The sequence below is a fragment of the Paenibacillus sp. NMA1017 genome (assembly GCF_058895805.1).
Genome location: NZ_JBZXYR010000007.1, coordinates 71,115 through 83,835, shown reverse-complemented (window position 1 = coordinate 83,835; position 12,721 = coordinate 71,115). Strand labels below are relative to the sequence as shown.

Below are 12,721 nucleotides of genomic sequence, written 5' to 3'. Positions count from 1 at the left end.
CGTGCCAAGTTTAAAGCCAAGGGGACACCGAGTTTAAGTTTTGTTTAAAAAACAGATTCGGGTCCCGGCTGATGAACTGAAAATCTCCCTCTCCAAATTCATTTCGCGAGCCAGCAGTTCTGTAATCGCCAAACCAATCCCAGCTCCTTTTGCACTGGACTGTTGCTCCATACCGGGCCCTTTATCTGTGATAACTAATGCCTCTTTCCCATTATTTTTCCGTACTTGAACACCGATATATCGGCCTGAGGCAGCATGGCGAACTACATTTTGAAAGAGATTGTCCAGCAGACGACGGAAGCCTTGCTCATCGACATTCCACACCATACTATGCTCAGGCAGGTCGATATCCACTTCAAAGCCCTCCTTTTCCCACACCGGATACCAGCTGGCTACACACTCTCGCACTAGCCGCAGGATATCACGCGGTGTGTTATTCATAGTGTATTTCCCACTAGCTAACAGATTATAGGTGAGCAGATTATCGATCAGACTCCCAAGGTCTTTTAGCTTGTTTTCCATCAGGGTAATCGACTGTTTCCCTCTGCTGCTCAGATTTTCACCATCTAGTGTATACAGATGGCTACGCACGACCGTAAGCGGCGTCCGAATATCGTGTGATAGATCCGCGACCAGTCTCTTCCGCAGCTCTTCCTCCTGACGCTCACGTCCCCGACTCTCTGCCAACTGCTCGACCATTTGATTAAATGCTTCTTCCAGCTTGCCGATTTCATCCGGGCGTCCAGCAGCAACAAGAATAGGCAAGCCATCCTCTCCTCGCTGCGACATGGCGGCCTGAAGCTGCAACAGTCTACGCCGAATGCCTCCAAAAAACAGAAGAGATACGCATATAAAAGCGCCCAGAATCAATACGATAAAAAAGAGATAGTACATCAACATGCTACTATTTGTAGGTGGCTGTTCAAAGAACGAACGAGGCACTTTTAATACCATATAGCCCTGATTCATATCATTCTTGCCCCCGCCAATAAAGGCTACTACCGTAAACGGCTCCTCATAACTTGCTTGCTTCATAAAAGCTATAGCCTGCGCAGCGTTCCATTGTTTTGGCAGGTTAGGTTGTGTCGGTAACTCCAACCTTGTTAACCCTGCGGTATCCACCCAAAATATTTGTGAGTTAGGGAACATATCTTGTTGTATTTTGCGCAGATGGACTGAGATTTGCTCTGGTGTGGCTCCTTTCAAGGCTACAGCTTCGCGATGCCAGCTATTTTCGGTATAGGTAGCAGAGGGATAGTAAGCGTTTTTAGGCTTGGACTCCGCCCCCCAATTTAATAACACGCTATATATCAAGGCTGTAGCAGGCAACACAATGGGCAACAACATCATAGCAACCATAATAATGACCAGATAACGGAACAACAGTGAACTGCGAAACCGACCTCCCTGACCCGGCCTAGAGCTGGGGTGCAGCCTTCTCCAATCCTTGCGCGTCCTGCTCATTATGCTTTCACCCGATATCCTACACCACGGATCGTCTCAATGATGCGAGGTGCCGCAGGATCAATCTCCAGCTTTTCGCGAAGGTGTCGGATGTGAACCATTAAAGTTTTGTCCCCGTCGATATATGGATCTCCCCATACCGCTTCATACATTTGTTCTTTCGTCATAATCTGGCCCAAATGCCGCAGCAAATAAGCAAAAATGTGATATTGCTTGCCTGTCAGTGTAATTTCCTCCCCGGTATCACGGTTCACAATACGGTTATCAGGAGAGAACACAGAGAGATGCCCCAGTTGCAAGGATTCTTCGGGCACGGTTCCCGATCGGCGCAGCAAAATTTCCATACGTGCTATGAGCTCGTCCGGGTGAAAGGGCTTGGTTACATAATCGTCGGCAAAATCCAGTCCTTGCAGCTTATCGTCAATGGATGTACGGGCAGACAACATGAGAATGGGAAGCTCCGGGTACTCTTTCTTGAGCCGCTTCCCTATGGTGAATCCATCCAGACCGGGTAACATCACATCCAAAATCACGAGCTGGCACGTACGGGCTGCTTCCACAGCCCCCTCCCCGCTGCGAAGCCATACTACTGCGTAATTCCGCTCTTCCAAATACTGATGCGTCCAAGCACCGATATCCTGATCATCTTCGATGTATAACACATTTGTTTTCATCATGGGCACCTACTTATCGTTTTTCTTTTATGTAATGGGCATTATAGCATTTATGGTACATAACCCACTTAAAAAGGTTAATAACTACCTTATACGACATATGCTTCACATTTTCAAATTTGAATGCTTATAAAAAAAGGAGGCCTACCCGATGCTGCTGGAAGCGATATACCATCACCCGAAACGCAATTGGGCTTTTGGTTATAATGATGAAACGATATTTCTACGGCTACGTACGAAGAAAAATGACCTGGACACCGTTCATGCTCTCACCGGAGATAAATACGATTGGGACCGCACCCGACAGCTTGTCCCGATGTCCAAATTCGCTACTGATGGCAGGTTTGATTACTATGAGTGCAGTGTAAAACCTACTCACCGTCGGCTGAAATATGGATTTTTGCTAGAAGACGGTGAGGAACGTATTTGGATGAACGAGGACGACTTTACTACCCAAGAACCCGAAAATGCAGATAAACTGTTCCAATATCCGTTTTTGAACCCGATTGATATTCTGAAGCCACCTGCATGGGTGAAGGATGCGGTATTTTATCAGATTTTCCCGGAACGTTTTGCGAATGGTGACCCCTCCATCAGCCCAGAAGGTGCGGAGACATGGGGCGGAACGCCACAAAGAGACAATTTTTTCGGTGGCGATCTACAGGGGATTCTCGATCACCTGGACCACCTGAACGAGCTGGGGATTAACGCCATATATATGACTCCTGTGTTCAAGGCGACGACCAATCATAAATATGATACAGAGGATTATATGGAGGTGGACCCGCATTTCGGGGACAAAAAAACATTGAAAAAACTGGTCGATGCCTGCCACGATCGAGGAATTCGGGTACTACTTGATGCGGTGTTCAACCATTCAGGGCGTACTTTTAAACCGTTCGTTGACGCGCAGGAAAAAGGCGAAGCCTCACCTTACAAGGACTGGTTCCATGTACATAGATTTCCCCTGAAAGTGGTGGATGGTACACCGACGTACGATACATTCGGGCTGGAACCGATGATGCCCAAGCTGAACACCGAACATCCTGAGGTGAAAAGGTACCTGCTGGATGTGGCAAAGCATTGGATTGAAGAAATCGGCATCGATGGTTGGCGGTTGGATGTGGCAGACGAGGTGGATCACGCCTTTTGGCGGGAATTCCGCACTACAGTCAAGCAGGCCAATCCGGATGCGTACATTTTGGGTGAAATGTGGAATGAATCGTCTGAATGGCTTCAGGGGGATCAGTTCGATGCAACGATGAATTATCCGTTCACCTACGCGGTGAATGATTTTTTCGTCAAAAAAGTGACCGATGCCCAAAGCTTTGCCTTCGCCATCGGACGACAGCTGGCCCGCTATCCACAACAAGCATCCGAGGTTGCCTTCAATCTGCTGGATAGCCACGACACACCACGCCTACTGACACTGTGCGGGGATGACAAGCGGCTGATGCGGCTGGCCGCTTTGTTCCAGTTCACGTACATGGGCGCACCCTGCATTTATTACGGCGATGAAATCGGCCTGGATGGAGATGCCGATCCAGACTGCCGCAAGTGCATGGAATGGGACACCGACAAGCAGGACCGCGAGCTATTCGACTTTTATCGTGAGCTGATTGCGCTTCGTAAGGGGCACCCGGTCCTCCGTGATCAGGGAAGCATCACTTTCCTGGAGGCACAGCCGGAGGGCACCTCACTCGCCTATGAGCGCTGCAGCGAGGAAGAAGTGCTGCTCGTGCTGCTCAACCGTTCCGATGAGGATCACGTTTTTGAACTGGACATTCCCGAGCAGGAATGGCAATTAGCTTTTGGCGAAAGCCAATGGTCCATAGGAGCGAAGGGGTTGCATGCCAAGCTTCCACCCTACGGATACGCTGTGCTGAAGGCAGCGCCTGCTCGGTCAGGAAAACCTGCTTAAGAGGATGATGTCAAAACGGGAAGAAAGGCATCCGCCTATATAGGCGGATGCTGATGAAGGTACCTGCCGAATACGGCAAAAAAGGCGAAACCACTAGGAACAAGATAGTTAACTTGTTCCTAGTGGTCTTTTTACGTTGAATATGAGCTTCTATCCAAGTCGTTTATTTGTTTTTAACATCTGTTCTTACTACCCCAACATCCGAAGCATTGATCGAAATGGGGTTACCGCCTTGTCCTGTCTGAGCTGAAGAAGATTGTCTGACGTTCACCGAAATTCTTTTATTTTTAAAGCCAGTTCGTCTCGTTCTTCCCAATGCAATACCTCCTTAGATAGATACGTGTGTTCCTTAAGCCTCTCAATTACGACTCAACTGTGAAGAGATATGCTATATGAATATGCCACTGAAGAAAACGTGTAGCGGCGAATAGCAGATCATAAAGAAAAGAGGCTCGGTGATTCACACAAAAAAAAACGAAATTTCCATCTATAAAAACTGCTCCAAGAGGATATACCCTTGAAGCAGTTTTTGAGTGCTACCTGAGCCAGTACAGCAGTTTACGCAGGTAGCGTCTGTGTTTTCAATTGCACGTACAACTGGTGCGTCACCTGCTGCGGCTCAATACCCAACTCATCTTCCAGTATACGGACGAAGCTTTCATAATGCTTTTGCGCAGCGGTATAATCGCCCAGTTGGGCATAGGCGGTCAGCAGCAGACCGCAGATATCGTCTGCGTACGGCTCCCGTTGCTGTAGGCTGAGCAAGCGCTGAACAGACTGCCGAGTACGACCTGAGCGAAGCTCTTCTCTCGCCAGCTCAGAAGCACATGCCAGATACATACTGCGCAGCTTCTCTCTTTTTGCATACGCCCACGGATAATCGTGCTCCTCCAGATAGTTGCCACGGTATAGAGCCAACAGGCTCTCAATACGCGGCGTACCGCCGCTACCGGATGCAGCCCATTCGGATATTCCCCGCTCGAATAGCTCCACATCTGTAATCCAGCCATTGCGGTTCAAGCGGTAGCGATCCAGATTGTATTCCAGCTTCGTATCTTGCATCCGTTCTTTCAACGCCTTGCGAATTTGGTAAATGGACGTGTGCAGGTGAACAACAGCCTTGTCCAAATGATATTCAGGCCACAGCGCATCCAGCAATTGTTCTTTGCTCACCCATTCCCCTTCATGGTGTAGTAAAAAGGAAAATAGCTCCTGTGACTTTAATGTGCGCCATTTGAGTGGTTTCGCTCCTACGACTTCCTGTCCAACCTCCAAAATTTCAAGCTTTTGAAAACAACGCACCTTTGGGGATTGCTCTGCCGCAATTCCCTTGCTGGAAGAACGGGAATCAGCCAGCGTGGATGAAATCCGGTCTAACGTTTTGGATAGCCGCCGGGCATGAACGGGCTTTAACAAGTAATCCAGTGCTTGCAGCTCGAACGCTTCAATAGCATATTCCGAGTACGCGGTCACAAAGACGATATGAATATGGGAATCCAGCTGTTGAATCCACTCGGCGGCCTCCAGACCGTTCATCTCTGGCATTCCGATATCTATAAAAACAATATCCGCACGTTCTGACGCCAGATGATCCAGCCCCGCTTGTGCAGACGTATACTTGCCCATTACCGTCAACCGTCCGTCCGCCTCCAACAACCGTTCCAAGTAGGTTAATGCCGACCTCTCATCATCAATCAAAATCGCCTTCATTTGTGTCCGTACTCCCTTCCTGCTGTAACCATCCATCATGATGCTCTATTTACATGCTATCCGCTTTATCCTTACGATTTTTAATTTCTTATATTTTATATATCGTATCATCGCGGGCGCGACATTAGCTTTTCCGACCAATGTACTGTACTTTTTTTATTCATCAGTATTCCGGGGCAAAATCATTTCCGGCACACGGAAGCTTACCGTCGTCCCTTGTATAGGATTACTTTCAATCCGCAATCCTTCTCCATACATATGGATAAGACGGCGATGGATATTACGCAGTCCCACGCTGGAAGATATATGATCCTCCGACAGCAGTTGTTCCAGTCGCTCGGGTGGAATCCCTACGCCGTCATCGGTCACGCTGACCACAAAATCGGTTCCATCCTCCTGCACAACCACTCGCACGGTTCCACCTGTTGCCCGTTGCATCACACCATGCCGTATCGCATTTTCCACGATGGGTTGAATACTTAATGGCGGGATGAGCGACCGGATGTTCCTCCCTACCTCTACGGTTACCTGCAAACGTTCTTCAAATCGTGCTTTCTCCAGTGCCACATACGATTCTACCAATTCCAGCTCCTTGGATAACGGTACCGTATTCTCCCTGTTCTGAAAATCAAAGCTCCCCCGCAAATACTGGCTCAGCTCCATGAGCAGCTCCGCTGCTTTGTCCGGGTCTACGGCTACGGTCGAAACAATGACATTCAAGGCATTGTACAGAAAATGCGGCTTGATTTGTGCCTGTAAAAAGGCCATTTCCGAACGCACCGCTTCCTCCGCTGAATGACGCATGTTCAACAGCGTGCGCACACGCGCCTTTAATTCCTCAGCATCAACAGGCTTACGTAGAAAATCATTCGCTCCCGCCATAAAACCTGCGCGGATATCGCCGGGCAGGTCGCGTGCCGTCAGCAGCAGCACCGGTAGCTCGGACAGGGAGTATCGTTCCCGTATCCGTCGACACAGCTCAATACCGGACATTTCCGGCATCATCCAATCCGTAATGACTAGGTCAAATCGGGTACGCCCATTCAGCATGTGAAGTGCCTCCTCGGCATGATCCACAGCCACTACGCTACAACCTGTGGTATATAATAGCTCCTCCAGCACCCGAAGATTAACCTCATCATCATCTACAGCCAGCACTTTGTAAGGAACAGTCTGAACTTGCTCCAGTGCATCCTCTTCATGTGGAATCACATTCTGAATGGACGTCACGCCAGGCTGCAATATAACCGCAGACGAAACATCTTTTTGAGCTTCATGTCCCAACGTTCTAGTCTGCGCCAAGGGCAGTGTAAAATAAAAGGTCGAACCCTTGCCCAATCTAGATTCTACCCGGATATGGCCCCCATGCAGCTCCACCAGACGACGGACTATACCTAATCCAAGCCCTGTTCCACTGTATCCTTCATCCTCAGCATTCGCCCCTCGGTTAAAAGGTTCAAATATATGCGAAAGATGCTCCTGGGCAATACCGGAGCCAGTATCCTTTACACTGATTTCCATTTCACGGGTCCCCGCTTTGGCAGAGATTACGATTTTGCCTTCCTCCGTAAATTTCACCGCATTCCCCAATAAATTGTACAAAATCTGAATCAGCCGATCCTCATCCGCATCCACCTTGGGCAATGAACTGGGCCATTCTTTGACGAATAGGAGCTTTTTCTTACCCACCGTATGCCCCAATACCTCCAGCACGGAATTCACAGCTGCCTGTACATTGACAGGCCGACGATTTAAGGCTAATCTGCCATTTTTCAAATTAGAAAAATCCAGAATATCGTTAATTAAATAAGAAAGTCTGCGTCCTACATTCGCAATCAAGGCCAAATTGTGCTTTTGCGGCTCATTGAATTGTGTACCGTAGCGGTCTAGCATGGATTGAGCGATATTAATAATTCCATGCAGAGGAGTGCGCAGCTCATGTGACGTGTTCGCCAGAAATTCGTTTTTCAACCCATCCAGTGTGAGCAATCGTCGTGACAGGTTCTCAACCTCCATAAACGAATGTACAAAACGTTTGGCCAGCAGCAGTGTTTGAGCCAATACGAATATGAGCATTTCATAGGCTGTCACCCCACGCACATCTCCCCAGCCCAGAATATACACAAAACTAGTCACTACAATCATAAGAATGCTCATAATACTAATGACTAACAGTGCAGCGTCATCCGTCCGTTGAAGAAGTCCACGAATCAAGATCAGTAATACATATCCCACACTGACAACACCAAAAAGAAGAATAAACGCTTCAAAGGATGAGAGTATCAGTGTAGGCAACAATAGCCCCATACCCAACATCAATGCGGTTGTAATATTATAGAGGCGCAGCACGATCCGATTCATAACAATCTGCGTCGAAAGATGAACATAGCGGATCAGAAAATAGTAGAACAGCGTTGAAGAGAACGACTGTATTTTCAGTATCCATTCATAAGGTAAATCTGGCATTCCCCAGACTAGCAGCTTCTCTCCATGTGTCAGAATGTAAAATAATGCCGCGATGCAGGAGCATGCTAAGAAAAGCAGTGCCTTCTCTTTTTTACGTAAAAGGTACAGCATGATAAAAAATACGGTAGGAATAAAAAATCCCGCAACCAGTACGGTGTCCTCTGCCATTGCAACTTCCCGACTATGCGTAATACTGGCATAATCCCCAAACAACAGCGGATAAATGATCCCACCGGAGGAATAGCTATAATTAGCTACATGCACGGTAATATCAGCCGAATGTCCATCTACCGCTGCAAATCCAACATAGGGGGCATTGCCCTGCTCGCCCTTGTCGGCCGAAACAGAGGGAATACCACTCGCCCCCACCTCCGCTCCGTTAATCCATACTCGGCTGGAGCTGCGAATATTTTGCATATGGATGCCGTACAGATTTTCCACTTTTTCAGGTAACAGTATACGGACATGGTAGGTGCCATATCCCGTCGCCTGTCCCTCAGGCATCCACTGATTCCATCTACCAGGCACATCCACAATCTTGGCAGAAGATCTCGTTTCCATCCCCAACTCTGAAGAACTCTGATGATTTTCCCAATCCTTATCTTGTATTCCATGAAAGGATGAAGGTTGCACAAGCTGATTGGGATAAAATTCCCATTCCCCTCCCAGCTGTACAGGGCCTTCCTTATCGGGGTCCCAATTACGCAAATCAATAACACCGTTGTGAGCTTTCCAATGACTGTTCCCGGATAAAACACCCGACACTAACGGATACACCGGCAACGCAACCGCAAGCAGAAGTATAATAAAAAATAAAACACCCTGTTTTTTCATAAATCCTCCGCTCTTTTCAATATCATCTATCTTTTAGTATCGGTTATTCTAACCAGCTGTATTAGAAGCGCTCCCCATGCAAAAAGGGACGCCCGCCGCAGACAAAAATCTGTGCGGAATCGTCCCCTTCTATACACCCTTGTACTTCCTGTATTCCCCTTATTAAGGAATCATAACGTCATCAATACTACCGCCAGGAATCGAGCCTGAATCATCTCCGCTGCTATCGCTTGGGGGCGTTGCTCCACCACTGCTGTCGCTGCTTCCTGTTCCGCTGTTATCGCTCGGTGGTGTTACTCCACCACTGCTATCGCCGCTCCCTGTTCCGCTGTTATCGCTCGGTGGTGTTACTCCACCACTGCTATCGCCGCTTCCTGTTCCACTGTTATCGCTTGGCGGTGTTGCTCCACTGCTGCTGTCGCTGCTTCCTGTTCCGCTGCTATCGCTTGGTGGTGTTTCTCGACCGTTGCTGTCACTGCTTCCTGTTCCGCTGCTTTGTTGCTGGCTGGCTACAAAATCTTTATACTCCTGAATCGCATCTTCCAGATTCATATAATTTTTCTTAACTTCCGGCATAGGATAATACGGGTCCAGATGATTATATGCATCCACTACTCTTTGAAATTGGATCGTCGTAGTATCTGTACCATTTGCCGTGAGCAGATTGTTTGCAATGGTCTTGAGCTCTTGGATATCCTGATCAGTTACTATCCATTTGGATTGGTAGTTCGCAAACGCTGTAATCAAATCCGTGTTAGCCTGGTCTACCTGCAGCTGTGTGCTATCCGGAGTATTAAGCACAAGGTTTGCCTGATTAATTGGCCCTTGAAGTTCTTCGTTATCTTGTTCGGTATAATGACGGCCGAACGTCTGAACTTCATTAATAGCCAAATTTATGTTGTAATTCAACAACGTAGTATCCACTGCTATAGGTGCAGCATACTGGCTCTGTACCTGTTGCAACTCCTCGTATACAGGAACAACGTCTTGCAATTCAAAATTGGGCAACCCCAAGAAGATGGAGGCATGCTCTGAAGCAGAAGACAGGGCTTGTTGGGCTTCAGCGCTTAATGCGCCTGAATTTTGCACCAAAATTCCATTGATCGATGTCTGCATTTCAATGACTTCGTCTCTTAATTGTAGTTTTTTCTCGTTATATTTTTCAATATAAGTCCCTTTAGCCTGACTTAATTGATTATAAGAGATCACCAATTGCTCCTCAGGAGTAAACGGCATAATGAGTGCAAAGTTAGCTTGTCCTGTTTGTTGATCTAAAGACAGCATTTCCGCATTCAAGTAATTACGAGCCACAGGGTTGGACAACAATTTCAAATGAATATCTTGAACCAACTGCTCCAGTTTTTCCCGAGTTGTAGCAGGCTCTGGGGAGTTAAATTCCGCAAGCCTTTGACTCAGTTCCATGTTCAAAGTCATTACGTCCTGTTGCGTCATAGCAGTATGCATCTTCTCTGTATATTCCTGAATGAGGTTGTACAGTTCAGCATTTTGAGAGACTCTCTCATCGTAGAGAACCTGCGCTTCTTGCAAAGTATTTTTAAGCACTGAGAAGTCCGCTGTTTGCAGTGCCATGAATGATTCAGTGGCAGCTTCTATTTTTCGTGTCCATTCCTCAAACTGCTCAGTTGAAGTTAATGGGTTTACATATACGCCTAATCCTTCCCTTACTAAGGGCTTGTAGCGCGCTTTATCTGTATTCAAATTATCTACACGATCCGTTACATCGACAAAATGCAGATAGGCATCTCTGAGTTTTACCGATGCTTTGTAGACTTCAATTACTCGACGCAAGCTTTTTACTTCCCGATCCACAATATTTTGAGGCGCATTCCCTTCCAACACATTGTTGCCAAATTGAATAGCTCGACTTAGTGATTCATCCCAAAGAGGCGGGAATTCGTCGCCAACTATTCGGTTTTGTTCAAGGGTAGTCGAAGCTACCTGAATCAGTCTAGTTAATTCCTGTGTCCCAATCACCGGTTCTGTGGCTGAGGCTGTGTACACAGAAACATCTTGTTTCAATGTGCTGAGTGCTTGATCTACTTCTGCCTGTGTAGCTGCTGTATTGTTCAGTACCAGCATAGCTTGATTGATTGCTATGGACAGGTTTTCCTTCGCTGCGGCCGTGTAAAGCGCCTGATCCAGTCCAACCTCACCTGCACGCTCTAGCAGTTCTTTGGCTGCATGGACTTCTGTCTCCAGATGACTGCGGTCTACGCTGATAATGTCACTGTTGTGTTTTTTCTTATCTTTGCTGTCTGTATCCGTGACAACCGATCCCGTAGAGGATGAGTTCGTCGTACCATTTACGAGACTAACAGCTTCTTTCATCGCATTATAGTTAATAATAACATCCTGCGGCTGTTTTTGTTCCGGCAGATTAAGCTGGCTGATTGCCGCTCCCTTAGCCAGCGTAATAAAAGGAACGCCCACATATTGAGATGCATCCAGCAAACCAATACTACCGTTAACCAACAGCTTGCCGAGTCCCTGTTGCAATGAAACACGACTAATCGCGGCATTTCCTTCGGTCACGATCGATGCATCATTTTTCAGCGTCAAGTTGTCAATCTTTGTCGTCCCGGTTGCTGTCAATTGTGCATCTTTAGAGCCAAGCTCCACACCAGACCATGTCGTATTTTCCAGAATTGCCGATACAGGCTGGGTACCTGAGCCTTTGATTTCTAATACGCCTGTGGAGGACATGTTTTTCAAGGTTACCGAACCATTGACGATCAGGCGTCCTTCAAAAGACACACCCTTACCGTCAAATACGCCGCCGTCTGCGTTAATTTCCAGCTTATTTACACCTGTGAGTGTACGTAAATTACGGTTAAGATCGATTTTTGCCCCTTTTAATACCGTTTTGTTATTTTCACCGAACAAACCTTGCAAAGATCCTTCCAGCTGGTACGGGATATTTCCGATTCGAACGGTATTGCCCTCTGATTTCACTTCTCCTACCGGATGATCCAGCAGGCTGACGAATACTTCCGCACCACTCTCCCGGTTCAATGGATTTTTCAAATCCGTTGCAGAAGCATCCTCTGATAACAGGCCATAAGAGCGGGCAACTTGAACTGCATTTTGCTGTGCATTCGCTGTGCTGGCATCCTGTAAGTCCATTGCACGTACTAGCGATACGATCAGTTCTTCCTTGGTAATGGCATCCCCCGGACGGAACAGTTCCCCGTTACCTGTCATATACCCGGCTGCACGTACAGCCTCAATATAGGGAGCGCCCCATGCATCGGACGATACATCCATAAAAGAAGTCTGCGACTGGTTGTTAACTTCCAACTGGAACAGACTGCACAAAATTTTAGCCGATTCTGCACGGGTCAAATTCTTTTGTGCCATAAAATCGCCCTGCTTACCGCCTGTCATCAAACCCAAGGTGCGGGCTTGTGCTACAAATCCAGTTTCGCTTTGTGTGTCTGCTGTCGCTGCATAAGCAATCTGAGCGCCTCCCAGCCAAGGTAGAGATACGATGGAGCCTGAAGCAATCCCCAATACCATCGCAGATGCAACCCATTTATTTCGATTTATAAGTTTCAACATTTCCACTCCTAGACGCTATTTATTGGCATATATCCTGTTTTATCAAAGTCTTTAGTCATGTTTAGTTCTACGG

The 12,721-nt window shown here is 47.3% G+C and carries 7 protein-coding genes; 1 reads left to right on the top strand and 6 read right to left on the bottom strand.

Going from position 1 to position 12,721, the window contains the following annotated elements:
• Window positions 1-33: 33 nt before the first annotated feature.
• Window positions 34-1,464 (bottom strand): sensor histidine kinase, encoded by a 1,431-nt coding sequence (locus AC5ELV_RS17560; RefSeq protein WP_493431195.1) that lies wholly within the window; start codon window positions 1,462-1,464, stop codon window positions 34-36.
• Window positions 1,464-2,138, bottom strand: a complete 675-nt coding sequence (locus AC5ELV_RS17555; RefSeq protein ID WP_493431329.1) for a response regulator transcription factor — start codon at window positions 2,136-2,138, stop codon at window positions 1,464-1,466. Before AC5ELV_RS17555 ends, AC5ELV_RS17560 begins: the two co-directional genes overlap by 1 nt.
• A 151-nt stretch (window positions 2,139-2,289) precedes the next feature.
• Here AC5ELV_RS17555 and AC5ELV_RS17550 point away from each other — a divergent pair, with 151 nt between their 5' ends.
• Complete coding sequence (locus AC5ELV_RS17550; RefSeq protein WP_493431194.1) at window positions 2,290-4,059, top strand: alpha-glycosidase; 1,770 nt, start codon at window positions 2,290-2,292, stop codon at window positions 4,057-4,059.
• 163 nt (window positions 4,060-4,222) lie between these two features.
• On the opposite strand, the gene AC5ELV_RS17545 is transcribed toward AC5ELV_RS17550, so the two are convergent.
• From AC5ELV_RS17545 to AC5ELV_RS17530, 4 genes are all read right to left on the bottom strand, one after another.
• The gene (locus AC5ELV_RS17545) at window positions 4,223-4,375 is read right to left on the bottom strand and encodes a hypothetical protein (RefSeq protein ID WP_172828288.1); all 153 of its coding nucleotides are present in this window, start codon (window positions 4,373-4,375) and stop codon (window positions 4,223-4,225) included.
• A gap of 242 nt (window positions 4,376-4,617) precedes the next feature.
• Entirely contained in the window at window positions 4,618-5,769 is a 1,152-nt protein-coding gene (locus AC5ELV_RS17540) for a response regulator (RefSeq protein ID WP_493431193.1), read from the bottom strand.
• A 156-nt stretch (window positions 5,770-5,925) separates the two neighbouring features.
• Window positions 5,926-9,069: an ATP-binding protein gene (locus tag AC5ELV_RS17535; RefSeq protein WP_493431192.1), complete on the bottom strand. Its 3,144-nt coding sequence runs from the start codon at window positions 9,067-9,069 to the stop codon at window positions 5,926-5,928.
• Between the two features lie 162 nt (window positions 9,070-9,231).
• Entirely contained in the window at window positions 9,232-12,648 is a 3,417-nt protein-coding gene (locus tag AC5ELV_RS17530; protein ID WP_493431191.1) for an S-layer homology domain-containing protein, read from the bottom strand.
• Window positions 12,649-12,721: the final 73 nt, after the last annotated feature.